Source organism: Actinosynnema sp. NPDC053489, from assembly GCF_044544865.1.
Classification (GTDB): domain Bacteria; phylum Actinomycetota; class Actinomycetes; order Mycobacteriales; family Pseudonocardiaceae; genus Actinosynnema.
The window spans coordinates 362,310-387,170 of the sequence record NZ_JBITXT010000003.1 but is presented as its reverse complement, the minus strand read 5'-3'; the positions used below and the strand labels follow the sequence as shown (position 1 = coordinate 387,170).

The following is a 24,861-nucleotide window of genomic DNA, read 5'->3' as shown; positions in this document are numbered from 1 at the left end:
GCATGACCACGGTGACCCGACGTTCCCTGCTCATCGGCGGTGTGGCCGGTGTGGCGCTCGCGACAGCCGGCGCGGGCTTCCCCAAGCTCGACGACCCCTTCACCCTCGGCGTGGCCTCCGGCGACCCCCGCCCCGACGGCGTGGTGCTGTGGACGCGCCTCGCGCCCCGCCCCCTGGAGGAGGACGGCCGGGGCGGCATGCCCGACCGGGTGGTGCCGGTGCAGTGGGAGCTGGCCGAGGACGAGCGGTTCCGGCGCGTGGTGCGGCGGGGCGTGCAGCCGGCCCGGCCGGAGCTCGGGCACAGCGTGCACGTGGAGCCGTTCGGCCTGCGGCCCGGCCGCGAGTACTTCTACCGGTTCCGCGTGGACGGCCACGTGTCCCCCGTCGGCCGCACCCGCACCACGCCCGAGCCGTGGGCGCTGGGGCAGGACCTGACCATGTGCTTCGCGTCGTGCGCGCACTTCGGCGAGGGCTACTTCACCGCGTACCGCCGGCTGGCCGAGGACCACCCGGACCTGGTGCTGCACCTCGGCGACTACCAGTACGAGTACGCGGCCAAGGCGGCGGACGTGCGCGCGGTGCTCGGGCCGGAGACGCGGACGCTGGCCGACTACCGGCTCCGGCACGCCCAGTACAAGACCGACGCCGACCTGCAGCTCGCGCACTCCGTGGCGCCCTGGCTGGTGGTCTTCGACGACCACGAGGTCGAGAACAACTGGGCCGACGACGTGCCCGAGCAGCCGGACCCGGACTTCGCGGCCCGGCGGGCGGCGGCCTTCCAGGCGTACTACGAGAACATGCCGCTGCGGCGCGGCGCCCGGCCCGACGGCACGGACATGCGGCTCTACCGGCGCGCCCAGTGGGGCGGGCTGGTGAACTTCCACATGCTCGACACCCGCCAGTACCGGGACGACCAGGCGTGCGGCGACGGCTGGAAGACCTGCGCGGACGCGGCGCTGCCGACCCGGTCGATCACCGGCGCGGAGCAGGAGGCGTGGCTGCTCGACGGGTTCCGCCGGTCCCGGTCGCGGTGGGACGTGCTGGGCCAGCAGGTGTTCTTCGCCGAGCGCGACCGCAAGGACGGCCCGGAGAAGGAGGTGTCGATGGACGGCTGGGACGGCTACCTGGCCTCCCGCGACCGGGTGACGCGCGGGTGGGTCGACGCGGGCGTGCGCAACGCCGTCGTGCTGACCGGCGACGTGCACGCGCACTACGCGGCGGACGTGAAGCTGGACTGGAACGACCCGGCGTCGTCCCCGACCGTGGGCACCGAGCTGGTGTGCACCTCGGTCACCTCCGGCGGCGACGGCAACGACACCGTCGACGAGGTGCAGCTGCGGCTGAACCCGCACATCAAGCTGCACAGCAGGCGGCGCGGGTACGTGCGGACGAAGTTCACCGCCCGGGAGCTGCGGGCCGACTTCCGCACGCTGCCCCACGTGAGCAGGGCCGGGGCGCAGGCCACGACGCTCAGGTCGTTCGTGGTCGAGGACCGCAACCCCGGCCTGAACCCGGTCTGACCGGCCGCTCCGGACGTCGAGAGGGCGGTCCGGCCGCGCCCCCGCCGCGATGGCGCGGTCGCGGGGTCGGACCGCCCGCGAGCGGACGCGCGCTCTAGAGGATCTGGATCGTCCCCACCGGCAGGCCCGGGGTCGTGGACAGGTCCAGAGCGGACGGCTTCGCGCCGGCGGCCACCAGGTGCGCGCCCAGGGCGGCGATCATCGCGCCGTTGTCGGTGCACAGCCGGGGACGCGGCACGCGCAGCTCGATGCCCGCCTCGGCGCAGCGCTCCGCCGCCAGCCCGGACAGGCGCGAGTTCGCCGCCACGCCACCGGAGATCACCAGCGTGCCCACGCCGAGGTCCCGGCACGCCCGGATCGCCTTGGCGGTCAGCACGTCGGCCACCGCCTCCTGGAACGACGCGGCCACGTCGGCCAGCGGGACCTCCTCCCCCGCGCGCTCCCGCTGCTCCACCCACCGCGCCACCGCGGTCTTCAGGCCGGAGAACGAGAAGTCGTACTTCGAGTCGCGCGGCCCGGTCAGCCCGCGCGGGAACGCGATGGCGCAGCCGTCGCCCGCCTTGGCGAGCCGGTCGATCGGCGGGCCGCCCGGGTAGGGCAGGTCCAGCAGCCGGGCCACCTTGTCGTACGCCTCGCCCGCCGCGTCGTCCACGGTCGAGCCGATCTCGGTGATCCTCTCGGCCAACCCCTCGACCAGCAGCAGCTGCGAGTGGCCGCCCGACACCAGCAGCGCCAGGCACCGCTCGGGCAGCGGGCCGTGCTCCAGGGTGTCCGCGGCGACGTGGCCCGCGAGGTGGTTCACGCCGTACAGCGGCTTGTCCAGCGCCGCCGCGTACGCCTTGGCCGCCGACACGCCGACCAGCAGCGCGCCCGCGAGCCCCGGCCCCGCCGTGACCGCGATGGCGTGCACGTCCCGCAGCTCGATCCCGGCCCGCTCCACCGCCCGGCGCATGGTGGGCACCATCGCCTCCAGGTGGGCGCGCGACGCGACCTCGGGCACGACGCCGCCGAAGCGGGCGTGCTCCTCGACGCTGGAGGCGACCTCGTCGGCGAGCAGCTCCAGCGCGCCGTCCGGGCCGAGCCGGACGATGCCGACGCCCGTCTCGTCGCACGAGCTCTCGATGCCGAGGATGAGCCGGTCAGTCACGGTTCGCGGGCCTTCCCATCGTGTACGCGTCGGCGCCCGACGGCTGGTAGTAGCGGCGGCGCAGGCCCAGGTGCTCGAAGCCGTGCGCCAGGTAGAGGGCGATCGCGCGGTCGTTGTCCGTGCGGACCTCCAGGAACACCGGCACGCCCAGCTCGTCGGCCTTGGCGAGCAGGGTGCGCAGCAGCGCCTTGCCGACGCCGCCGCCCTGGTGCTCGGCCACCACGGCGATGGTGTGCACGCTGGCCTCGTAGTCGGTCAGGCCCAGCCCGGCGTACCCGATCAGCACGTCGCCGACGTACGCGCCGACGTAGAAGTTGCCGCCGTCCAGCTCGCTGCGGAACGCGTCGGCGCTCCACGGGTCGTCGCCCGCGAACAGGTCCCGCTCGATCCGCGCGCACCGGGCCGCGTCCCGGCGGCGCAGCGGCGCGATGGTGACGGTGCCGGGGTTCACGCCCTGGTCACCCGCTTGCGGCCGACCGGCTCCACGGCGTCGGGGCGGCGCAGGTACAGCGGGGTCAGCGCGGCGGGACGCGCGCCGGCCAGCAGCTCGCCGGCCGCCGCCGCGACCAGCGACACCGGCGACGGGTAGCGCGCCGGCACCACCGGCAGGCCGATCACGTCGGCGTACAGCTCCGCGCCCTCGCCGGCGGCCGCGGCCACCGCGGGCAGCTTCGCCACCAGGTCGGCGGGCCGGTCGACGTGCGGGCCGTCGGTGCGCCGGCCGGCCGCGTCGTAGGCCGCCCAGTACACCTCCTTGCGCCGCGCGTCGGTCGCCACGAGCAGCGGCTTGCCGGTGGCCGCGTCCAGCGCGACCGCGTCCGGCGTCGGCACGGGGTAGACGGGCCGGTTGAGCGCCTGCCCGAGGGCGGCGGCGGTGACCAGGCCCACGCGCAGCCCGGTGAACGGGCCGGGGCCCGAGCCGCACACGATCGCGTCGAGGTCGGCCAGGGCGCGGCCGGCCTCGGCCAGCGCCTCCTGCAGGTGGGGGGTGAGCAGCTCGCCGTGCGCCTTCGCGTTCACCGTCACCCGCTGGGCGAGCAGCCGGGGTGGCGAGCCGGGCACGAGTTCGACCACTCCGGCCGTGACGGCGGGGGTGGCGGTGTCCAAGGCGAGCACTAGCACAACTGCCAAGGGTATCGGGTGGTGTGGCCCACACTTGTGTTGACGTCCACGTCAAGTCGGAGGATCGGACCGTGCGCATCGGAGAACTGGCGCGGCGGGGTGGGACCACCACCAGGGCGCTGCGCTACTACGAGTCCCTCGGCCTGCTGCCCGCGCGGCGCGCCGCCAACGGGCAGCGGGAGTACGACGAGGACGACCTGCGGCTGGTCACCGAGATCCGCTCGTTGACCGGCATCGGCTTCGCCCTGGAGGACACGCGGCCGTTCGTGCAGTGCCTGCGCGACGGCCACACCTCCGGCGACGCCTGCCCGGGGTCCGTCGAGGTGTACCGGCGCAAGCTCGCCGAGCTGGACGACTGCATCGACCGCCTGCGGTCGACCAGGGACCGGGTGCGCGCACAACTCGAGGAAGCCGAGCAGAGGAGCAGGCCGTGCGGACGTTGACCGACGACGAGTTCACCGAGGCGACCGGGACGGGCACCGTGCTGGTCGAGTTCGGGGCCGACTGGTGCGGGCCCTGCCGGATGCTGGAGCCGGTGCTGGCCGAGATCGACCGCGAGCGCGACGACCTGACGGTGGTCAAGGTCGACATGGACGGCAGCCCGCGCACGGCGCGCGACCAGCGGATCATGTCCGCGCCCACGCTCCAGCTCTACAAGGACGGCCAACTGGTCGCGCAGAGCGTCGGCGCCCGGCCGAAGATCCACCTGATGGCGTGGCTCGAACCACACTTGTGATGCGCGCGACGACGGATGAGGCCACTGTTGGTGGATGTTGCTGCCGGCGCTGGCCTCACCGTCGTCGAAGATCGCCCTGCGGTTCCCGGAACGGGACCTGACGTACGAGGAGTTGGCGCGCGAGGCGCGTGCCGTCGCCGCCGGGGTGGCCGGGCTGCGGAGGGTCGCGGTGTGGGCGCGGCCGACGCACCGGACGTGCGTGGCGGTGGTCGGCGCGCTGCTGGCGGGCGTGGCGGTCGTGCCGCTCAACCCCAGGATCGGCGAGAAGGAGCTGGCGCACGTCCTGGGCGACAGCCGGCCGGACCTGGTCGTGGACGACGAGCTGCCGTCCGGTCCCCCGGTCGACCTGCCCGAGCCGGACGGCGAAGCGCCCGCCCTGATCGTCTACACCAGCGGCACCACCGGGCCGCCCAAGGGCGTGGTCCTGCCCCGGCGCGCGCTGGCGACGAACCTCGACGCGCTGGCCCGGGCGTGGGCGTGGACCGGGGACGACGTCGTGGTGCACGGCCTGCCGCTGTTCCACGTGCACGGCCTGGTCGTCGGCGTGCTCGGACCCCTGCGGCGCGGCGGGGCGGTGCGCCACCTCGGGTCGTTCAGCGTCGCGGGAGCGGCCGCGGCGCTGCGCGACGGCGGCACGATGATGTTCGGCGTGCCGACCATGTACCACCGGATCGCGGCCGAGCCGGAGCACGCCGGGGCGTTCGGCGGCGCGCGGCTGCTGGTGTCGGGGTCCGCGCCGCTGCCCGCCTCCGTGCACGAGCGGGTGGAGCAGCTCACCGGCAGGCGCGTGGTCGAGCGCTACGGGATGACCGAGACGCTGATGAACACCAGCGTCCGCGCGGACGGCGACCGGCGGCCCGGCACGGTCGGTCCGCCGTTGGACGGGGTGGAGCTGCGGGTCGTCGGCGACGAGCCGGGCGAGATCGAGGTGCGCGGCCCGAACCTGTTCCTGGAGTACCTGAACCGGCCCGACGCGACGCGGGAGGCGTTCCGCGACGGGTGGTTCCGCACCGGTGACCTGGCCGTCGTCGAACCGGACGGCTACGTGCGGATCGTCGGCCGCCGCGCCACGGACCTGATCAAGAGCGGCGGGTACAAGATCGGGGCGGGCGAGATCGAGAACGCCCTGCTGGAGCACCCCTCGGTGGCCGAGGTCGCGGTGACCGGCGAACCGGACGACGACCTCGGCGAACGGGTGGTCGCGTGGGTCGTGCCGAACGGCGAGCCGCCCGCGCCGGAGGTGTTGAGCGACCACGTGGCCCGGCTGCTGTCGCCGCACAAGCGGCCGCGGGTCGTGCGGTACGTCCCGGCGCTGCCCCGCAACGACCTGGGCAAGGTGCTGAAGCGGGAGCTGCGGTGAACCCGCTCGGCTGGCCGGGCTACGAGGCCCAGCTCGACCGGGCGCGGGCCCGGTCCGGTGGCGTCGAGTCGGTGTCGTGGCGGCGGGACCGGGACGCCGTCGTGGTCACGTTCGACTTCCGGTTCCTGGGCGGGTCGGTCGGCACGGCGACCGGTTCGGTGATCGAGGAGGCGTTCACCGCGGCACGGGCCGCGCGACTGCCCGTGGTGTCCCACCTCGCCACCGGTGGCAGCCGGATGCAGGAGGGGATGCTGTCGTTGCGGCAGCTCCAGCGGGTGGCGCGGCTGTGCGCCGCGCACCGGGAGGCCGGCCTGCCGCACGTGTCCGTGCTCGGCGACCCGACCACCGGCGGGCTGTGGGCGTCGCTGGGCGCGGGCGCCGACGTGGTGCTCGCCGTGTCGGGGGCGCAGGTGGGCTTCGCGGGCAGTCGCGTGCGGCCGGTGGACGACCCCGCGTACACGGCGGAGGGCCAGTTCGCCGCCGGCACGGTCGACCTCGTGGTGCGGCCGGAGGAGGTGGCGGCGACCGTCGCGCGGGTGCTGGAGGCGCTGACCGGGGGCGACGCCGCGCCCGCCGAGGTGCCGCGCGCGTTGGGCGCGTCGGACCTGCCGGTGGACGGGTGGAGCGCGGTGGAGCGGGCGCGCTCGCCGCGACGGCCGCGGGCGGGGGCTTACCTGGACGACCACTTCGACTCGCGGGTGCCGCTGAGCGGCGACCGGGCCGGAGGGGTGGACCCGGGGATGCTGTGCGGTGTGGGGCTGCGCGGTGGCCGTGCCGTCGCGTACGCCGCCCAGACCGGAACCGCGAACACGCCGGCCGGCTTCCGCACCGCCGCGCGCCTGGTCCGGCTCGCGTCGCGGTTGGGGCTGCCGGTGCTGACCCTGGTGGACACACCCGGTGCGGCCAACGACCCGGCGGCCGAGCGGGCCGGGGTCGGCGCGGCGATCGCGGAGCTGTTCGGCGCCGTCGCCGGGGCCCGCGTGCCGATCACGACGCTGGTCATCGGGGAAGGCGGCTCGGGCGGCGCGCTGGCGCTGTCGTCGCCGGACCGGACGTGGATCACGCCGGACGCCTACTTCTCGGTCATCGCGCCCGAACTGGCGGGGGCGATCCTGAAGCGGGAGGACGTGCGCCGGCTGGCCGACGACCTGCGGCTGCGACCCCAGGACCTGGTCCGGTTGGGTGTGGTCCGAGGGATCGCCGCGCCCTGAAGGCCGACGCGTGCCACCCCGCCGACCCCCCGGGCCTCACGGCCCCGGCAGCTCCCGCTGCGCCCAGGCGCCGTGCGGGTGCAGGTGGGCGACGCGCACGTCGTCGTCGCGGCGCTCCAGCCTGATCAGCAGGTGGTCCTCCGACAACCGCTCGGCCGCCCCCTCGCCCCACTCCACCGCCACCACCGCGTCCACGAGGTCGGTGTCGAGGTCGAGGTCGTCCAGCTCGTCCAGGTGACCACCGAGCCGGTACGCGTCCACGTGCACCAGCGGCACGCCCCGACCGCCGGGGGCGGGGTCGTGCACCCGGGCGATCACGAACGTCGGCGAGCTGACCCGGCCGGTCACGCCCAGGCCCGCCGCCAGGCCGCGCACCAGCGCCGTCTTGCCCGCGCCCAGCGGCCCGGACAGCAGCACCAGGTCGCCCCCGCGCACCAACCCGCCCAACCTGCGCCCGAACTCCTCGGTGTCGTGCACCGCGGGGAGCGTCACGCTCACGCCCGTCGTCACCGCCGCCTGCTTCCCGACCGGTCGGCGGCGCTGCGCCGAACCAGTCCGACCAGGTGCCCGGTGACCAGGTCGGGTTGTTCCAACATGAGCATGTGGCCCGCCCCGGGCACGCGGACCAGTTCGCCGTGCGGCATCTCCTCGGCCATCCGCTCGGCGTGCGAGAACGGGGTCACCTTGTCCGCGTCCCCGCTGATCACGAGCACCTCGCAGTGCCGCAGGCCGGCCAGCGCCTTGTAGCGGTTGTGCGTGCCGAGGGTCTCCAGGAACTCGGTGAGCACCTGCACCGTCGTGCGGTTGATCATCTGGGCCATCAGGTCGACCAGCGAGGGGCTGACGTGGCCCGTGCCGAACGCCAGCGCCCGGATGCCGCTCCACGTCAGCGTGGACGCCCGTCGCCTGACCCACTCCACCAGGCCGGGTTGCAGGCCGGCGAGCCGGCCGACGCCCAGCGTCACCGGGTTGTGGCGGGACAGCAGGGACTTCTGCAGCCCCGCGCCGCCGACCGCGCCGGCCGCCGTGCCGACGAGCGCGACGCCCCGCACCCGGTCGGCGAACAGGTCGGGTCGCCGCTCGGCCAGCGCCATGATCGTCATGCCGCCCATCGAGTGGCCGACCAGGACCAGCGGGCCGTTCGGCGCGATCGAGCGGATCACCGCGTCGAGGTCCGCGGCGCACTGGTCGATCGTGCTGGCCTCGGCGGTGGAGCGCCCGGAACGGCCGTGGCTGCGCTGGTCGTACAGGACCTGGCGGACGCGCGGCCCGGTCAGCCGGGCCAGGTCGCGGCGCTGGAAGTGCCAGCAGCGGCGGTCCAGGGCGAAGCCGTGCACGAAGACGACGGTGACCTCGGGTCGCCCGCCGTCCTCCGGGTCGACCTCCTCGACCGACAGCGGCACGCCGTCGTCCGCGGCGACGGTCGACTCGCGGGTCGGGGTGAGGCGGCCCAGCGGTTCGTCGGCGAGCGGGTCGTCGCCCTGGCGGTCGTGCGAGACCTTCTTCTGGTTCGCGGCCACGCCCACCGCGACACCGGTCGCGGCGGCGCCGAGGATGCCGCCGGCCCAGCCGACGGCCTTCCACACCGCGTTCACCCGCGGGTCCCCGCGTACTTCCGGGTGACCCGCGGCCGGTACATGCCGGTGACGATCTCGTAGTCGATGGTGCCGGTGGTGTCGGCCCACTCCCGGGCCGTCGGCTCGCCGTCGCGGCCCGCCCCGAACAGCACGACCTCGTCCCCCTCCACCACGGCGTCGTCACCGCAGTCGACCACGACCTGGTCCATGCAGACGCGGCCGACGATCGGGCGGCGGCGGCCGGCGAGCCAGACGTCCATCCGGTTGGACAGGCTGCGCGGCACGCCGTCGGCGTAACCGACGGGCACCAGGGCCAGGGTCGTGTCCCGCGGCGCGGTCCAGCTCAGGCCGTAGGAGACCGACTCCCCGGCGGGGACGCGCTTGGTGAGGGCGACCCCGGAGCGGAACGTCATCACGGGGCGCAGGTCGGTCGGCACGGGCACCGGGTTGAGGCCGTAGATCGCGATGCCGGGCCGGACGAGGTCCAGGTGCAGGTCGGGGCGGGTGAGCAGGGCGGCCGAGTTGGCGAGGTGGCGGCGCGGGTCCAGACCCGCGGCGACGGCCTCGCGGTAGGCGTCGTCGAACCGCTCGGCCTGGGCGTCCGTGGCGGGGTGGCCGATCTCGTCGGCGACGGCCAGGTGTGACCAGACCGAGTGGACGTGGACGTTGTGGGTCTTGGCGGCGCGCTCGACCAGCTCGGGCCACTCGGCGGCGGGGCAGCCGTTGCGGGACAGGCCGGTGTCGATCTTGAGGTGGACGCGGGCCGGGCGACCCGCCCTGTCGGCCGCCGCCGAGATCTCCTCGAGCTGGGCGAGGGAGGCCGCGGACAGGTCGACGTCCTGCTCGACGCCGGGGGTGTAGTCCGTGCCGGGCGGGTCCAGCCAGGCCAGGACGGGCACGGTGAGCCCGGCCGCGCGCAGCGCCAGCGCTTCGGCGAGGGAGCAGGAGCCGAGCCAGGTCGCACCCGCCTCGACCGCCGCCCTGGCCACCTCGACCGCGCCGTGCCCGTAGCCGTCGGCCTTGACGACGGCCATCGTGTCGGCGTTCGGCGCGAGGGCGTCGAGGTGGGCGACGTTGTGCCGGAGGTTGTCGAGGTCGATCACGACCTCAGCGCGAGGAGCAGCCATAACGCCGTTCATCCTGGCACAGCCCCGCCCACCGGGCCCGCGTGAGTCGAACCCTCACGTCCCGTGTGTCGAACCTTCGGGTCCCGTGTGTCGAACGCTCGCGTCCCCCGAGTTCCACGTTCAGGGCGGTTCGGGTCGGGCGCTGGGCGGTGAACTCGCGGTACCCGAGCGTTCGACACACCCGACCTGAGCGTTCGACACACCCGACGTGGGCGTTCGACACACGGGACCTGGGCGTTCGACACACGCGGTCAGAGGGGGCGCACGGCGCGGATGGCGTCGGGGATCGCGTGCAGGAGGGAGGTCGCCGGGATCGGCGCGCCGTCGGCGGCCAGTTCGGCGGCCAGGGCGTGCACCTTCGCGGCGCAGCCGGCCGCCAGCACCGGGTCCAGGCGGGCGGCCAGCAGAGAGCCCAGCACGCCCGACAGCACGTCCCCCGAGCCCGCCGTCGCGGCCCACGACGTGCGCGCCCGGTTCACCACGACCCGCCCGTCGGGGCCGGCGATGACGGTGGCGTGCCCCTTCAGCAGCACGACGGCGTTGAACCGCTCCGCCGCCTTCCGCGCCGCCGCCACCCGGTCGGTGCCGACCGGCCCGGCCAGCCGCTCGTACTCGCGGTCGTGCGGCGTCAGCACGACCGGGGTGTCGGGGTCGCGCGCGTCCCACAGGTCCGGGTTGTTCGCCAGCATCGTGATCGCGTCGGCGTCCGCGCACACCGGCACGCCCGCCTCCAGCACGGCGCGCAGGACGGCCTCCGACCCCAGCCCCGTCCCGAGCCCCGGCCCGACGACCCACGCCTGCACCCGGCCCGCGTCCGTGATCGACCCCGTGCAGATCGCCTCCGGCCACCGCGCCCGAACGCCCTCCGCCGCCGCACCGGCGTACCTGACCAGCCCGGACGTCGACAGCAGCGCCGCGCCGGTCGACAGCACCGCCGCACCGGGGTACGTCGCCGAACCGGCCGCGACGCCCGTCACGCCCTGCGTGTACTTGTCGTCCTCCGGCCCCGGCACGGGCCACGCCCCGCCGACGTCGGCCACGTCCAGCTCGACCAGGTCCGGCCCGTGCAGCTCGTCGCCCAGCCCGATGTCCACCAGCCGCACGTCACCGCAGTCCGCCAGCGCGTGCACGGGCTTGAGGCAGCCGAACGTCACGGTGGTGTGCGCGCGCACGGCGGGCCCGGAGGTCGCACCCGTGTCCGGGTCGACGCCGCTGGGCAGGTCCACCGCCAGCACCGGCGCGTCGAGGTGCGCGACGTGCTCGGCGGCCTCCGGGCGCAGCGGGCCGCGGCCGGACAGGCCGACGATGCCGTCGATCACCAGGTCGACGTCGGCCAACCGGTCGACCACCCGCCCGCCGGCGCGACGGAACGCGGCCAGCCCCTCCGCGTGCACACGATCAGGGGACAGCAGGACGGCGGACACGGCGACTCCGCGCTTGCGGAGGAAGTAGCCCGCCCACAGCGCGTCGCCACCGTTGTTGCCCGCGCCGACGAGCAGGCCGACCCGCTTCCGGCCCGCCAGCAGCTCCGCCGCGACGACCGCGACGCCGAACGCCGCCCGGCGCATCAGCGCGCCCGGCGGCACGACCGCCATGATGCGCTCTTCCGCCGCCCTGACCCGATCCGTCGTCCACAGACCCCGCATGGGGCCAAGCCTGCCCTACTCGACCGTGACCGACTTGGCGAGGTTGCGCGGCTTGTCGACGTCGTAACCGCGGCTGCGCGCGATCTCCGCGGCCAGCACCTGCAACGGCACCGTGGAGATCAGCGGCTGCAGCAGCGTGGACACGGCCGGCACCTCGATCAGGTGATCCGCGAACGGGCGAACCGTCTCGTCACCCTCTTCGGCGATCACGATCGTGCGGGCACCCCGCGCCTGGATCTCGGAGATGTTCGACACCAGCTTCGAGTGCAGCACCGCCCGGCCCTTCGGCGACGGCATCACCACGACGACCGGCAGGTTCTCCTCGATCAGCGCGATCGGGCCGTGCTTCAGCTCACCGGCGGCGAAGCCCTCGGCGTGCATGTAGGCCAGCTCCTTGAGCTTCAACGCGCCTTCGAGCGCCACCGGGTAGCCGACGTGCCGCCCGAGGAACAGCACCGCCTTCGAGTCGGCCAGCTCCCGGCCCAGCGCGCGGACCTGCTCGACCGTGCCCAGCACCTTCTGCACCGCGTCCGGCATGGCCTCCAGCTGGTGGAACTCCCGCGCCACCTCGTCGGGGTACTTCGTGCCGCGGGCCTGCGCCAGGGCCAGGCCGACCAGGTAGTTCGCCGCGATCTGGGCGAGGAACGCCTTGGTCGACGCGACGCCGATCTCCGGGCCCGCGTGCGTGTAGAGCACGGCGTCGGACTCGCGCGGGATCTGCGCGCCGTTGGTGTTGCACACCGCCAGCACGCGCGCCTTCTGCGACCGCGCGTGGCGCACGGCCTCCAACGTGTCAGCGGTTTCACCCGACTGGGAGACGGCGACGACGAGCGTGTCCCGGTCCAGCACGGGGTCGCGGTAGCGGAACTCGCTGGCCAGCTCGACCTCGACGGGCAGCCGCGTCCAGTGCTCGATGGCGTACTTGGCGACCAGCCCGGAGTGGTAGGCCGAGCCGCAGGCGACGACGAAGACCTTGTCCACGTCCCGCAGGTCCTGGTCGGACAGGCGCTGCTCGTCCAGCACGACCCGGCCGTCGCGGAAGTGGCCGCGCAGCGTGTTGGCCAGCGCTTCCGGCTGCTCCTCGATCTCCTTGAGCATGAAGTACTCGTGGCCGCCCTTCTCGGCGGCCGACAGGTCCCAGTTCACCGTGAACGGCTTGGCCTGCGCGTCCGCGCCGTCGAAGTCGGTGACCCGGTAGCCGTCGCGGTCGATCACGACGAGCTGGTCCTGGCCCAGCTCCACGGCCTCGCGGGTGTGCTCGATGAACGCGGACACGTCGCTGGCGACGAACGTCTCCCCCTCGCCGACACCCACTACCAGCGGTGACGACCGGCGGGCGGCGACGACCACGTCCGGGTGATCGGCGTGCGTGACGACGAGGGTGAACGCGCCTTCGAGGCGGCGCACGACCGTGCGGACGCTGGCGACCAGGTCGCCCTTGGTGTCGCCGTCGTCGTAGGCGCGGGCGATGAGGTGCGCGGTGGTCTCGGTGTCGGTGTCGCTGGCCATCTCGACGCCGTCGGCCTCGAGCTCGGCGCGCAGGGCGGCGAAGTTCTCGATGATGCCGTTGTGGACGACGGCGACGCGGCCCGTGACGTCGCGGTGCGGGTGGGAGTTCCGGTCGACCGGCGCGCCGTGCGTGGCCCACCGGGTGTGGCCCATGCCGGCGGTGCCGGTGAAGGCGTCCCGGCCGACCTCGTCCAGGCGGGCCTCCAGGTTCGCCAGGCGACCGGCCTTGCGCTCGACGGCCAGGCCGCCGTCACCGTCCAGGACGGCGACGCCCGCCGAGTCGTAGCCCCGGTACTCCAGCCGCCGCAGCCCGTCGAGCACCACGTCCAGTGCCGACCTGTGTCCCACGTATCCCACGATTCCGCACACGCCGCACAGCGTAACTAGACCAGGGCCGGTAGCCGAACGGGCCACTTGCGGGCGTTTGCGCAGGTCGACGTCGTGATTGGTGTAGACCAATCGAAGCGTGCGGACCGCGACCTCGATCGACTACCGTTCGCGTGGTGAGCGGCTACTCGGCGAAGCAGGTGCTCGACCAGCTCAGCAGGCCCGGCGAGCACCCCGTGCTGCGCGGCGACCTCGCCCTGGTGGGGCTTCCGGGCCTGGTCTACACGCCCGCGGCAGGCCTCGGACTGCCCGCGGTGGCGTTCGGCCACGGCTGGTTGCAGCCGGTCAACCGCTACCGGGCCCTGCTGCGGCACCTGGCGTCGTGGGGCTTCGTGGCCGCCGCGCCGTGGACCCAGCGCGGGCCGCTGATGTCCTCGCGGCTGCTGGCCGGGAACCTGCGGACGACGCTCGACGTGTGCACCGGCGTGCGGCTGGGCGACGGCGGGATCAGCGTGGACGCGTCACGGCTGGCCGTCGCGGGCCACTCGATGGGCGGCGGCGCCGCCGTGCTGGCGGCGGCCGACGACCCGCGCGTGCGCGCGGTCGTGACGTTGGCCGCATCCGAGACCCGGCCGTCGGCCCTGGACGCGGCCCGCCGGGTCACCGTGCCCGGGCTGCACCTGGCCGGCGGGGAGGACCGCATCGCGCCGCCGGTCGGGCACGCCGAGGCGATCGCGGAGGCGTGGCAGGGGCCCGTGCAGGTGCGGACGCTGCCGAAGACCAGCCACCTGGGGTTCGCCGAGGGACGGCACTGGAGCGAGCTGCTGCTCGACGGCAAGGGCGAGCGCGCGACGCAACGGCTGGCGCGGGCGCTGGTGACGGCGTTCCTGCTGCGCACGCTCAAGGGCGAGACGAAGTGGGACGCGCTGCTGGACGGCGACGTGAAGGGCACCGTGCTGGCCTACCAACGCGGTCCGCTGGTCTCGCGCTGACCTCCAGGTCCCGCCGAGCCGGAGCCGCAGCGGGAGCCGGAGTCGGAGGGAGAGCCGGAGCCGTAGGGGAGCCGGAGTCGGAGCCGTGGCCGGGGTCGCGGCTGTAGCCGGAGCCGGCTTGGGCCCGAGTCGGCGCTGACGCGCGGCGGGCGGTGGTGGCGTGGTGCTCCGGCCGGCCGTGGTGGCGGACCGGGGCTCGGGCTGGGGTCGGACTGGGGGTCGGGCGCTGCCTGGCGGCCGTGGGCTGCCTGTGGCGGGTGCGGGGTGGTGGCTGGGCATGGGTGGGTTCCTCCGGCCCCTCGTCCTGTGGCTGGTGGACCGTTCCGGCGGGTTCGGACCCGGGCCGTGGTGGGCGCGGGGCGTGGTTGCCGGGGCGGTCTGATCAACCGATGTACGGGAACGGTGTTTCCGTACATTTCCGGGCGATATTCACCCGAAAGGGTTGGCGAGGGGCCGGAGGGACGTCAGGTCAGCCAGCTCTGGCCGCCGAAGTCGTCGTCATCGTCGACGGGAGCCGGGCGGCGGGTGGTGGGGCGTGGTGCGGGCGGTGGCGGTGGGGTGACGGCCGGGGGTGGCGGCGGCGGTGGCGGGATCGGGGACCAAGAGGTCTGGGCCGGCGAGGACCAAGAGGTCTGGGCCGGCGGTCGCGGTTCGTAGGTCGGCTCGTCGTCCTCCGTGCCGAACCGGTACTCGCCGCTCTTCTTCTCCGTCGCCGCCTTGGTGTTCCAGCCGCCGGCGGCCTTCTGCGCCCGCTCGTTCTCCTCCAGCCGCTCCACGATCTTCTGGGCGACCTGCCCCTGCCTGGCGAAGCTCTCCCCCGCCTGCTCCTTCGCCTCACGCGTGCGACGTTCCCGCAGCTCACGCCGGTCGGCGTGCTCGCGCGAGATCTGGTCCATGCGGCTCATCGCCGCGGCCAGCCGTTCCGACGCGACGCTCATCGACCCTCCTCACCCAGCACGCCCTGGACGCGGCTCAGGCTGATGTCGTCGTCGAACAGCGACCCGGTCGTGCGCCACTGCCCGGGACTGGTCCGCTCGTTGTCACCGCCGCCACCGTGCTGCCCGGCGCCGGACGTGCCGCCCATCATCCCGCCGCCCATCATGCCGCCACCGACGGCCGAACCGCCGGGCTGCCCCGCGACCTGCGAGTCCTGCATGGACGGCAGGGTGGCCGAACCCGGCTGACCCGCCTGGGAGGCGTTCGTGTCCGACGCCAGGCCCTGGTCGGCGGAGTTCGCGGGAGGGCTGCTCCAGGTGTTGTCCGAGCCCGACGACCCGCCGCCCAGCACGGAGTCGGCACCGTTGAAGCCCGAGCCGCCACCACCGAGGACGGACGCGCCGGACGTCGACGTGGTGCCCTCGGTGTTGTAGCCGCCGTTCACGGGCTCGAACGAGGCCGCCGGCGCGGAGAAGCCCTGGTAGCCCTGGGTGGCGTTGGTCTCGAACGACGGCCCGCCCTGGAACGCCGACAGCTCGGTGAAGCCGGCGCCCACGGGGGCCGGGCTCGCCGGTGCCGGGCTCGTCTGGGGTTCGGTGAAGCCGCCCGCGGAGCCGGGGTCGGCGGCGGTCGGCTGCGGCTCCGTGAAGCCGCCCGCGAAGCCCGCGTCGGCAGCGGCCGGCGGGGTGGACTGCGGCTCGGTGAAGCCACCGACCACGGCGCCCGATCCCGCGCCCGACTCCCCGCCCGACTCCGCGCCGGCCGGCAGCGTGGTGACGTCCGCGGGCAGCGGCACGGCGTTGTCCGGGGTCGGGATGCCCGCCGTGGCGCCCGAGCCCGGGTCGTCCTCGCCGAACTCGACGCCGTACTGCTCGGGCGTGCCGTCGCCGTTGTCGACCGTGAGGTTGATCTCACCGGTCAGCGGGTCGACCTCGGCGGTGATCGCGAGGCCGTCCAACTCGATCAGCGCCTTGCCGTCCGCGCCGGCCTCGATCGGGATCGCGCCGTTCGCACCGTTCTCGCCGCCGCTCACGCCGATCGCCGCACCGGGCGTCCCCGACGCGCCGGGCACCGCGCCCGTGGCGGACGTCGCACCCGTCAACGCGCTCGCCAGTGCCGCCCCGCCGTTCTGGCCCATGAGGGCCTTCAGCGCGTCGGGGTTGTTGCTGAAGTCGACGTCGTAGGTCTTCGGCTCGCTGCGCGGGGTGTCGACGGTGATCTGCACGTGGCCGTTCTCGTCCGGCTCGGTGATCTTGATCTCGTTGTCGCCGCTCTTGATGGTGACGGTCTCGGGCGCTTCCTCGTCGCCCTTCAGCCCGTCGGGCTTGCCCCCGCCCTGGTCGTCGGGCTTGCCGTCGCCGTCGAGGTCGTCGATCTTGCCGTCGCCGTCGGTGTCACCGGGCAGCTTGATCTCGTCCGGCTTGCCGTCGCCGTCCTTGTCCAGCGGGTTCTCGGGCTTGGGCATCTCGGGGATCGACGGCGTGCCGCCGCCACCGCCGGAACCGCTGCCACCACCGCCCGTGCCCCCACCGGGGCCGCCACCCGTGCCGCCGCCGGGACCACCGCCCTTGTCGCCGCCCTTGTCCCCACCCTTGTCGCCGCCCTTGTCCCCGCCTTCCTCGGACGCGGGCGCGGGGAACGGGTTCTCGAACTCCGCCATGTAGTTGGCGAGGGTCTCCCACTTGGCGTCCACGGAGGACTTGGTCTCGGCGCAGCAGGACTTGAACTGCTCGTAGAGCTGCCAGAACTCGCGGTTGAACGAGTCGCGGATCCACTTCTTGCACTGGTTGATCGCGTAGTCGCGGTTCTCGTCGTTCAGGCTGCAGTCGTCGGAGTGGATCCGGTCGGCGATGTTGCTGCCCGTCTTGGAGTCGACCCAGCCGGCGATCTCCAGCACGCGGTCCTTGGAGTAGTCGCCCTCGCCGCGCGCGAACGACACGACCTTCTCGGCCATGAACGTGTCGGCCTGGCCGATCTGCTCCCGGTACATGCCGAGGACCTCGTCGGCCTTGCTCTTGCACAGCTCGTACACGCCGCCGACGGCGGTGCGCGTGAGCTTGGCCGCGCCGTCGAACGCGTCGGCCAGCTCGGTGATCTTGGGCGCGATCTTGCCGGTGTAGTGCTCGTGCGACTTGACGGCCGCCTGGCCCTCCCACTCGCCGTACAGGCCCTTGAGCTGCCCGTCGACGTCCGACCGCATCTCGTCGATCTTCGCCTTGGCGGTGCCGAACTCGTCGGCTTCCCGGAGGAGCTTGTGGAAGTCGATGCCGCGCTGCTCGTCGTACGGCTTCTGGATGTGCTCGGCGTAGTTGATGGGCGTGGTGTTGCCGATGCAGTCGCCCGGCCGGTTGTTCCAGATGCCCTCGAACTTCTCGAACACCTTCAGGCCGGCCTTGCCGGTGTCGAACAGCTCGTCGGACAGCTTCACGCCCGTGCCCGAGGAGGTCGGCGGCTGCTTGGCGTCGAGCTGCTGCCTGCCGTCCTCGACGGCTTTGGTCTGCTCGCGGCTGTTGTAGCTGTTGGACTCGCCCTCGGCCTTGGCCTCGTCGTAGCGGTTGCGCAGGCCGTCGTCCGCGCCGGCGTTGTCACCCCAGTCCCACAGGCTGGAGGTGTCGTAGCGGTCCTTGTAGGTGTTCGCCTCGTCGGGGATGTTCCACGGGGCGGTCGAGGACACGTAGGCGTGCATCAGCTCCGCCTTCTTGTCCTCCGACACGTTCGGGTCGTCCAGGACGGCCTTGACGTCGTTCCAGCCGGGCTCGGCCATCAGTACTGGCTCCCCAAGTCGGCGGCGTTGGTGTTCTCGACATCGCCGTAGGTCGTGGCACCGGAGGCGATCTTCCCGGCGAACCCGCCGAGGACGCTCGCCATGTTCGCGATGCCCTTGCCGAAGTTGTCGATGCCCGCCTTGTACTTCGTGAAGTGCTGCTGGTGCGCTTCACCGAAATCGCGGGCGACCGTCTGGGTCTGACCGACGTCCTTCAGCGCGTCGGCCGTCTCCTTCGCCGCATCGGAAATGCCCTTCGAGGCTTTGTGCATCGCCTCGGTGCTGGTGCCGTAACCGGCCACGGCGTTCCACTCCCCTCCGTGGCGCGAAGGCCACGACCCGACTCGACGAACTCGCACGTTCCGACGCGGCGGTTCGATCCGCGGTTCCCATCGTCGCAGTCCACCGGGGCACCCGGAGGTGTTTCGGGGCCGCCCCTTGCAGGTGTGAACGAGGGGCTAGCGAGGGGGTTGCGCCGGGTCGGCGGGCGGCTGCGGGTGAGGGGGCTGGGGGTGGGGCGGCTGGGCCTGGTCCGGCGCTTGGCCGGGGTAGGGGGTCTGCCCCGGGTACGGCGGCCGGCCCGGGTGGGTCCCGCCCGGCTGCGGCTGACCGGGGTACGGCTGCCCGGGGTACGGCTGACCCGGCTGCGGTTGGCCCTGCTGCGCCTGGCCCGGATACGGCTGCCCCGGGAACTGCTGGCCGGGGTACGGCTGGCCCGGCTGTGGCTGACCGGGATGAGGCTGACTCGGGTATTGCTGACCCGGGTATTGCTGACCCGGGTATTGCTGACCTGGGAACTGCTGGCCCGGATGTGGTTGGCCGGGGTAGGGCTGGCCGGGGTAGGGCTGGCCCTGGTGCGGTGGTCGCTTGGCGCCGCTCTTCTTCACCAGGACCACGATGCCGAGGACCACCCCGATCACCACCACCGCGATGATCGCCAGCTCGGCGTACCCGAAGTTGCCCATCCCCGACCCCCCGAACGGTTCGCGCGTCAGTGCACCGAGGAAACCACACCCGCCAGGCGCTGCGCGGCGGACTCGGCCAGTTCGTGCGTGGCCGCCTCGACCATGACGCGCACCAGCTGCTCGGTGCCGGACGGGCGCAGCAGCACGCGGCCCGTGTCGCCCAGTTCGGCCTCCACGGCCGCGACCGCCTCCTTGACCGCCGCGTCCTTCGCCACCGCCGCCTTGTCGCCGACGACCACGTTGATCAGCACCTGCGGCAGGCGGTTCATCACGGCGGCCAGCTCGGCCAGCGGCTTGCCGGTCTCGGCCATGCGCGACATCAGCCGCAGGGCGGTCAGCAGGCCGTCGCCGGTGGTGGCGTGCGCCGGGAGGATCACGTGCCCGGACTGCTCGCCGCCCAGCGCGAACCCGCCGGCCCGCAGCTCCTCCAGCACGTAGCGGTCGCCGACCGCGGTCGTCTTGAGGGCGATGCCGTGCTCGCGCATCGCCAGGTGCAGGCCCAGGTTGCTCATCACGGTGGCGACCAGGGTGTCGTCGGTCAGCTCGCCGGCTTCCTTCATGCCCAGCGCCAGCACGGCCATGACCTGGTCGCCGTCGAGGTCGTTGCCGTCGGCGTCGACCGCGACGCAGCGGTCCGCGTCGCCGTCGTGGGCGATGCCCAGGTCGGCACCGTGCTCGACCACGGCGGCGCGCAGCAGCTCGACGTGGTTGGAGCCGCAGCCGTCGTTGATGTTCAGGCCGTCGGGGTCGGCGTGGATCTCCACGACCTCCGCGCCCGCCCGGCGGTAGGCGTCCGGCGCGGCCACGGACGCGGCGCCGTTGGCGCAGTCCACCACGACCTTCAGGCCGTCCAGGCGGTGCGGGGTCACCTTCACCAGGTGCTGCACGTACTGGCCCTCGGCGTCCTCGACGTCGCGGACGCGGCCGATGTCCGCGCCGGTGGGGCGGTGGTCGCGCTCGTGGAGCTTCTGCTCGATCTCGTCCTCGACGGCGTCGGGCAGCTTGTGCCCGCCCGCGGCGAACAGCTTGATGCCGTTGTCGGGCATCGGGTTGTGCGAGGCGGAGATCATCACGCCGAGGTCCGCGTTCAGCGCCGACACCAGGTAGGCCACGGCGGGGGTGGGCAGCACGCCCGCGCGCAGCACGTCGGCGCCCGCGGAGGTGAGGCCGGCCACCACGGCCGCCTCCAGCATCTCGCCGCTGGCCCGCGGGTCGCGGCCGACGACCGCGACCGGGCGGTGCGAGCGGTCGTGCTCGGCCAGCACCCGTGCCGCCGACGCGGCGACGGACAGCGCGAGTTCCGGGGTCAGGTCCGCGTTGGCGAGCCCGCGCACGCCGTCAGTGCCGAACAGCCGAGCCATGATCGCCGTGACCTCCATGTGCGCACAACCGAAGAAGGGGGAAAACACTGCGGGAGCAGCAGTTCGATGAAGAACTGTCTGCTCCCGCAGGGTGGTGCTCCGCTCGACCGGGAAAGGTCAGCGCTTGCTGTACTGAGGCGCCTTGCGGGCCTTCTTGAGGCCGTACTTCTTCCGCTCCTTGACCCGGGGGTCGCGGGTGAGGAAGCCGGCCTTCTTCAGCACCGGGCGGTCCTCGGAGTCGACGGCGATCAGCGCGCGGGCGATCGCGAGGCGCAGCGCACCGGCCTGGCCGGTGGTGCCGCCGCCGCGCAGGTTCGCGATGACGTCGAACGTCTCCGGCTTCTCGGTCGTCACCAGGGGCTCGCGGATGAGCTGCTGGTGCACCTTGTTCGGGAAGTAGTCCTCGAGGGACTTCCCGTTCAGGGTGAACTTGCCGCTGCCGGGCAGGAGCCGCACGCGGACGATGGCCTGCTTGCGGCGGCCGACGGTCTGCGCGAGGTGGTGGGCACCGGCGTTGAGGGTGTGCCGCACGACGGGCGCGGCCTCGACCTCGGAGCCCTCGACCTCGTCGGCCGGGGCGGCTTCGCCGGCGTCGGCCTCGGTGGCCTCGGCCTCGACGGCTTCGGTGTCGACGGCGTCGAACTCGGCCTCAGGGGTCGTCACGTCGATGTCCTCGGTCTGGTGCTCGGTCACTGGGCGACCTTCTTGATCTCGAACGGCTGCGGCTGCTGGGCAGCGTGCGGGTGGTTCGGGCCCGTGTAGACCTTGAGCTTGCCCGCGATCGCGCGGCCGAGGCGGTTCTTGGGCAGCATGCCCTTGATCGCCTTCTCGACCAGCCGGTCGGCGCGGGTGTCGAGCACCTCGCCGAACGAGCGCTGGCTCAGGCCGCCCGGGAAACCGGAGTGCCGGTACACGAACTCCTGATCACGCTTCTTGCCGGTCAACGCGACCTTGTCCGCGTTGATGACGATGACGAAGTCACCGGTGTCAACGTGGGGTGCGTAGGTCGGCTTGTGCTTGCCGCGCAGCAGCGTCGCGGCCTGGGTGGCGAGCCGACCGAGCACCACGTCCTGGGCGTCGATCACGTGCCAGGTTCGGGTCACCTCGCCGGGCTTCGGGCTGTACGTGCGCACGGGTCTACCTCGTCGTCACTTGCGTCTGGGGTCATTGCGGCGGTTGCTCAGGCCAGAGACCCCAGGTGGGCAGAGGACCAGAACACGCGGCACGCCTAGTGCGCACCAGTTACCGCACAACAACGTAGGAAGATACCGGTTGGGGTCGGCACGGGTCAAAACGACCCCTCCGAACGCCCCCCGCGGGCCGCTCAGGACCGGTGCGGACCGGTCGGCGGCCGGGGCGAGCCCGGCCGGTGAACGCGTTCGCGGGCCCCGGATCCGCAGAGGGATCCGGGGCCCGCGGGGGTCACGCGGCAGATCAGGCCCAGCGGCCCTGGTTCTTGGCCTCGGCCGCCTGGTAGGCGTCGGTCGCGGAGGCGACGGCCGAACCGATCTGGGCCAGCACCTGCTGCAGGCCCGCGGCGGACTCGTCCCAGGCGCGCTGCGCTTCCTGGTAGCTCGACGACGCGCCACCGTCCCACTGGGCGATGACGGGCGCGAGGCGCTGCTTGAGGTTCTCCAGCTCGGACTCGATCTTGCCGGCCTGGCTGGTGATGTCCCCCGCGGCGCTGCTCAGCTGCCCGAAGTCAACCTTGATGTTGTTGGTGTCGACCATGATCTCCCCTTGGAAGTGAAGTCAGAAAAGAAGAGGGAAAAGCGAGAGGAACGCAAACGGAATGTGAATTCCGCGATGTCAGCCGCCGAGGCGGTTCGTGATCGACGACATCGCCTGCGCCTGCTCCTCTTCCTGCTGGAGGTAGGTGGCCGCGCTGCCGTCCATCTGCTCGGCGATGTCCATCAGCGCCTTCTGCAGCTTGTCGGCGTCCTCGCGGAAGCGCTCCATCAGCTTCTGGAAGGCGACCGCGGCGCCACCGGCCCACGCGCTCGACAGGCCGTCGATGGTGTTGCCCAGCTGACCCAGGACACCCTGGACGTTCTGGTTGGTGCTGACGATGTCCTTGGCGGCGTTGACGAGTTCAACATGCCCGGTGGAGTAACCAGCCATTGGGTGCGACCCCCTTGGTCGATGAGATCAGGCGTTCTTGCTCGGTACGCCTCTTACGACGCAGACCTTGCCATGCCCGGTTCCGCGCTGTCGCGACTTCTTCGGAAGTAGTTGCTGGTGTAAACGCAGCGGACGCGGGAACGCGCTCAGTAGAGGATTCGCGCTTGCGAAAAGTCCTCGTCATCGCCCGTTTCGGGAGGCAGTTGACCGCTCGGTCCGGCGACGGCCCGGGAACCGAGGGCGGGCGGTCGCGGAACGGCATTTGCATTCGCGTGCGTTTGCTCTCGCGATTTCTCCGGCGCGAGCAGTTCCGCGGCCGGCGGCAGGTCCGCCACGGGCAGGCCGCGGTGCCGCCGGAAGCCGTCGGCGACCCGCCGCACGTCCGCCGACGTGGCCTCGTGCCGGTCCGGCCGCACCTGCCCGGCGGCGGCCCGGTCGGCGAGCTGCCGGGTGCGGTCGCGCTGGGCCGCGGTCCTCGCGCCCGCGGCGGCGGCCGCGCGCCGCCCCCTGGTCACCGCCGCGTCGACGTCCGAGCGGAACCGGGCGAGGGCCTCCGGTATGCCGGTCATCACACCCCCCACGGGTCACCTGGTCACGGTCAGCGTGCCGACCACCTGCTCGCACGCGGGGCGCACCCGGTCGCGCCCGTCGCCCGGGTACTGGCACCCGACGCTGACCTGGACGTCGTCCTGGAACAGCACGTACCAGTCGATGACGGCCGACCCCGCCTCCTCCCGGTAGTAAACGACATCCTTGGCGGCGAAGTCGGCGGAGGGGTCGAAACCGGACACGTCGCCGCGCCGGTCGTACTGGTCGCGCAGCTCGGTCTCGGCCCGCGCGCGGTCCTGCGTGGCGTTGTAGTTCAGCAACCGCTCCTCGACCGCGATGACGTCGAGGTCGGACCCCGGCTGCTCGGGTTTCAGCAGCACCTTGCGGGTCTCGACCTGGCCGCCGGTCTGCCGCCAGCCGCCGGGTGCGACGAAGCTGTAGTCGTACTGGGCGATGGTCTTGCCCTCGGCGGAGGGCGACGCGGCGGTGGAGCCGGCCGCGGTCGCCCCGCCGGCGGTGGTGCCGTCCCGGGTCAGCGTGTAGGCCACCGACGCGCCTACCACGGCGACCACCGCGGTGACGGCGGTCACGACCAGCGGCACGCGACTGCGGCGCGGCGGCACGGGAGCCGGCGGCGGTGGCGGCGGGAAGTACGCCGGCTGCGCGAAGCCGGTCGGCGGTGACGGCGGCGCGGTGATCCGCCGGGTGATCTTGCGGGTCCGGTCGTCGGTGATCTTCCGGGTGACGTCGTCCCGGCCGGGTGGCAGCGCGCCGGTGCGCAGCGGGTCGACGCCCACCGCCCGCAGCGCGCCGCGGGCCACGACGGTCTCCGGCTGGTCGATGCTCGTCGGCACCACGCCGGACTGCTCCAGCACCAGCCGGGCGACCAGCGGGATGCGGCTGGAGCCGCCGACGAGGAACACGCCGGCGAGCCCGCGCGGGTCGAGCCCGGCGTCGCGGACCGCGGTCACCACCAGCGCGGCCGCCCTGGTCAGGGGTGCGCCGACCAGGCGTTCCAGGTCGGTGCGGGTGACGTGGGCGTCCGGGAACGGCGGCGGCATCGGCACGTCGGTGTAGGCGTGCCGGGACAGCGTCTCCTTCGCGCCGCGCACGTCCTGGCGCAGCACGCGGCGCTTGCGGCGGTCCGCCAGCTCCCGGCCCTCCACGAGCTGCCGCCACGCCTCCGGGTCGCCGGGCGAGACCAGCGAGCCGACGTGCTCCAGCAGCGCCTGGTCCACGTCCGCGCCGCCGAACCCCGGGTCGCCCTTGGTGGCCAGCACCCGGAAGGCGTCGCCTCGGCGGACCACCACGCTGGCGTCGACCGTGCCGCCGCCCAGGTCCAGCACGGCCAGCGCCGCGCCGTCGGGGATGGCGTGCGTGGCCGAGTGGAACACCGCCGCCGCGACCGGCTCGGGCACCAGCCGGACCTCCTGGCCCAGCCCCCGTGCGGCGTGGAGCAGCACCCTGGTGCGCAGGGCGCCCCAGTCGGCCGGGTGGGTGAGCACGAGCAGGTCGACCGGCGCGCCGCCCGCCACGCGCCGCGCCTCGGCCACCGCCCTGGTCAGCACCGCCCGCACCACGTCGACCACCGGCAGGACGGTCGTGCCGAGCAGCAGCTCGCCCTCGTCGACGCGGCGCTTGGGGTGCGGCTCGTAGCGGGACGGGTCCACCGCCGCCTGGCGCTCGGCCTCCTGCCCGACGAACAGCGTCCCGTCGGCGGCCGCGAACACCGCGGAGGGCACGATCGGCTGGCCGTCGACCACGACGACCTGCGGCTCGCCGCCGTGCCGGGACATGGCGACGCAGGTGCTGGACGTGCCGAAGTCGACCGCCACGTGCAAGCTCATCCGTCATCCCCTCGTCGGCCGGGGCGGGCCTGCATATGCATACC

General features: G+C 73.5%; 24 protein-coding genes. 6 read left to right on the top strand and 18 right to left on the bottom strand.

Annotated elements, in window-relative coordinates:
- The first annotated feature begins 2 nt into the window (after positions 1 to 2).
- On the top strand, positions 3 to 1,520 hold the full coding sequence (locus ACIGNX_RS08610; RefSeq protein ID WP_396537746.1) for an alkaline phosphatase D family protein: 1,518 nt from the start codon (positions 3 to 5) through the stop codon (positions 1,518 to 1,520).
- 94 nt (positions 1,521 to 1,614) lie between these two features.
- Here the strand turns inward: ACIGNX_RS08610 and tsaD are convergent, their stop codons facing one another.
- Genes tsaD through tsaB form a run of 3 tightly spaced genes read right to left on the bottom strand, consistent with a single transcriptional unit; the run spans position 1,615 to position 3,789 of the window.
- A complete protein-coding gene (tsaD, locus tag ACIGNX_RS08605; protein ID WP_396537744.1) occupies positions 1,615 to 2,667 on the bottom strand; it encodes a tRNA (adenosine(37)-N6)-threonylcarbamoyltransferase complex transferase subunit TsaD in 1,053 nt (350 codons plus the stop codon).
- Positions 2,660 to 3,118, bottom strand: a complete 459-nt coding sequence (gene rimI / locus ACIGNX_RS08600; protein ID WP_396537742.1) for a ribosomal protein S18-alanine N-acetyltransferase — start codon at positions 3,116 to 3,118, stop codon at positions 2,660 to 2,662. The genes tsaD and rimI overlap by 8 nt, the downstream gene beginning before the upstream one ends.
- The gene (gene tsaB, locus ACIGNX_RS08595; RefSeq protein WP_396537740.1) at positions 3,115 to 3,789 is read right to left on the bottom strand and encodes a tRNA (adenosine(37)-N6)-threonylcarbamoyltransferase complex dimerization subunit type 1 TsaB; all 675 of its coding nucleotides are present in this window, start codon (positions 3,787 to 3,789) and stop codon (positions 3,115 to 3,117) included. Before tsaB ends, rimI begins: the two co-directional genes overlap by 4 nt.
- Positions 3,790 to 3,860: 71 nt before the next feature.
- Between tsaB and ACIGNX_RS08590 the strand changes: the two genes are divergently transcribed.
- The 4 genes from ACIGNX_RS08590 to ACIGNX_RS08575 are packed head-to-tail and all read left to right on the top strand — an operon-like array spanning position 3,861 to position 7,096.
- Complete coding sequence (locus ACIGNX_RS08590; RefSeq protein ID WP_396537738.1) at positions 3,861 to 4,232, top strand: MerR family transcriptional regulator; 372 nt, start codon at positions 3,861 to 3,863, stop codon at positions 4,230 to 4,232.
- Complete coding sequence (locus ACIGNX_RS08585) at positions 4,220 to 4,525, top strand: thioredoxin family protein (RefSeq protein ID WP_396537736.1); 306 nt, start codon at positions 4,220 to 4,222, stop codon at positions 4,523 to 4,525. Before ACIGNX_RS08590 ends, ACIGNX_RS08585 begins: the two co-directional genes overlap by 13 nt.
- Before the next feature lie 34 nt (positions 4,526 to 4,559).
- A complete protein-coding gene (locus ACIGNX_RS08580) occupies positions 4,560 to 5,885 on the top strand; it encodes an acyl-CoA synthetase (protein WP_396537734.1) in 1,326 nt (441 codons plus the stop codon).
- A complete protein-coding gene (locus ACIGNX_RS08575; protein ID WP_396537732.1) occupies positions 5,882 to 7,096 on the top strand; it encodes a carboxyl transferase domain-containing protein in 1,215 nt (404 codons plus the stop codon). The genes ACIGNX_RS08580 and ACIGNX_RS08575 overlap by 4 nt, the downstream gene beginning before the upstream one ends.
- Positions 7,097 to 7,132: 36 nt before the next feature.
- On the opposite strand, the gene tsaE is transcribed toward ACIGNX_RS08575, so the two are convergent.
- The 5 genes from tsaE to glmS all read right to left on the bottom strand — a co-directional run bounded on the left by tsaE (position 7,133) and on the right by glmS (position 13,324).
- On the bottom strand, positions 7,133 to 7,606 hold the full coding sequence (tsaE, locus tag ACIGNX_RS08570) for a tRNA (adenosine(37)-N6)-threonylcarbamoyltransferase complex ATPase subunit type 1 TsaE (RefSeq protein WP_396537730.1): 474 nt from the start codon (positions 7,604 to 7,606) through the stop codon (positions 7,133 to 7,135).
- The gene (locus tag ACIGNX_RS08565) at positions 7,603 to 8,691 is read right to left on the bottom strand and encodes an alpha/beta fold hydrolase (protein WP_396537728.1); all 1,089 of its coding nucleotides are present in this window, start codon (positions 8,689 to 8,691) and stop codon (positions 7,603 to 7,605) included. Before ACIGNX_RS08565 ends, tsaE begins: the two co-directional genes overlap by 4 nt.
- Positions 8,688 to 9,800 (bottom strand): alanine racemase, encoded by a 1,113-nt coding sequence (gene alr, locus ACIGNX_RS08560; protein WP_396537726.1) that lies wholly within the window; start codon positions 9,798 to 9,800, stop codon positions 8,688 to 8,690. Before alr ends, ACIGNX_RS08565 begins: the two co-directional genes overlap by 4 nt.
- A 251-nt stretch (positions 9,801 to 10,051) precedes the next feature.
- Positions 10,052 to 11,446: an NAD(P)H-hydrate dehydratase gene (locus ACIGNX_RS08555; protein WP_396537724.1), complete on the bottom strand. Its 1,395-nt coding sequence runs from the start codon at positions 11,444 to 11,446 to the stop codon at positions 10,052 to 10,054.
- A 15-nt stretch (positions 11,447 to 11,461) separates the two neighbouring features.
- The gene (glmS, locus tag ACIGNX_RS08550) at positions 11,462 to 13,324 is read right to left on the bottom strand and encodes a glutamine--fructose-6-phosphate transaminase (isomerizing) (RefSeq protein ID WP_396537722.1); all 1,863 of its coding nucleotides are present in this window, start codon (positions 13,322 to 13,324) and stop codon (positions 11,462 to 11,464) included.
- A 134-nt stretch (positions 13,325 to 13,458) separates the two neighbouring features.
- On the opposite strand from glmS, the gene ACIGNX_RS08545 reads away from it, so the two are divergent.
- Positions 13,459 to 14,274 (top strand): dienelactone hydrolase family protein, encoded by an 816-nt coding sequence (locus tag ACIGNX_RS08545; protein ID WP_396537720.1) that lies wholly within the window; start codon positions 13,459 to 13,461, stop codon positions 14,272 to 14,274.
- 464 nt (positions 14,275 to 14,738) lie between these two features.
- Here the strand turns inward: ACIGNX_RS08545 and ACIGNX_RS08540 are convergent, their stop codons facing one another.
- The 10 genes from ACIGNX_RS08540 to ACIGNX_RS08495 all read right to left on the bottom strand — a co-directional run bounded on the left by ACIGNX_RS08540 (position 14,739) and on the right by ACIGNX_RS08495 (position 24,817).
- A complete protein-coding gene (locus ACIGNX_RS08540) occupies positions 14,739 to 15,212 on the bottom strand; it encodes a hypothetical protein (protein ID WP_396537718.1) in 474 nt (157 codons plus the stop codon).
- Positions 15,209 to 17,974: a WXG100 family type VII secretion target gene (locus tag ACIGNX_RS08535; RefSeq protein WP_396537717.1), complete on the bottom strand. Its 2,766-nt coding sequence runs from the start codon at positions 17,972 to 17,974 to the stop codon at positions 15,209 to 15,211. Before ACIGNX_RS08535 ends, ACIGNX_RS08540 begins: the two co-directional genes overlap by 4 nt.
- The gene (locus ACIGNX_RS08530) at positions 17,974 to 18,276 is read right to left on the bottom strand and encodes a hypothetical protein (protein WP_396537715.1); all 303 of its coding nucleotides are present in this window, start codon (positions 18,274 to 18,276) and stop codon (positions 17,974 to 17,976) included. The genes ACIGNX_RS08535 and ACIGNX_RS08530 overlap by 1 nt, the downstream gene beginning before the upstream one ends.
- A gap of 689 nt (positions 18,277 to 18,965) precedes the next feature.
- Positions 18,966 to 20,300: a phosphoglucosamine mutase gene (gene glmM / locus ACIGNX_RS08525; RefSeq protein WP_396537713.1), complete on the bottom strand. Its 1,335-nt coding sequence runs from the start codon at positions 20,298 to 20,300 to the stop codon at positions 18,966 to 18,968.
- 117 nt (positions 20,301 to 20,417) lie between these two features.
- Positions 20,418 to 20,993, bottom strand: a complete 576-nt coding sequence (gene rpsI, locus ACIGNX_RS08520; protein ID WP_396537711.1) for a 30S ribosomal protein S9 — start codon at positions 20,991 to 20,993, stop codon at positions 20,418 to 20,420.
- The gene (rplM, locus tag ACIGNX_RS08515; protein ID WP_033436749.1) at positions 20,990 to 21,433 is read right to left on the bottom strand and encodes a 50S ribosomal protein L13; all 444 of its coding nucleotides are present in this window, start codon (positions 21,431 to 21,433) and stop codon (positions 20,990 to 20,992) included. The genes rpsI and rplM overlap by 4 nt, the downstream gene beginning before the upstream one ends.
- 301 nt (positions 21,434 to 21,734) lie before the next feature.
- Complete coding sequence (locus ACIGNX_RS08510; protein ID WP_396537709.1) at positions 21,735 to 22,031, bottom strand: WXG100 family type VII secretion target; 297 nt, start codon at positions 22,029 to 22,031, stop codon at positions 21,735 to 21,737.
- A 78-nt stretch (positions 22,032 to 22,109) separates the two neighbouring features.
- Positions 22,110 to 22,421: a WXG100 family type VII secretion target gene (locus ACIGNX_RS08505; protein WP_396537707.1), complete on the bottom strand. Its 312-nt coding sequence runs from the start codon at positions 22,419 to 22,421 to the stop codon at positions 22,110 to 22,112.
- A 146-nt stretch (positions 22,422 to 22,567) separates the two neighbouring features.
- Entirely contained in the window at positions 22,568 to 22,990 is a 423-nt protein-coding gene (locus tag ACIGNX_RS08500; RefSeq protein WP_396537705.1) for a hypothetical protein, read from the bottom strand.
- Positions 22,991 to 23,005: 15 nt separating this feature from the next.
- Positions 23,006 to 24,817: a type VII secretion-associated protein gene (locus tag ACIGNX_RS08495; RefSeq protein WP_396537703.1), complete on the bottom strand. Its 1,812-nt coding sequence runs from the start codon at positions 24,815 to 24,817 to the stop codon at positions 23,006 to 23,008.
- Positions 24,818 to 24,861 lie beyond the last annotated feature (44 nt).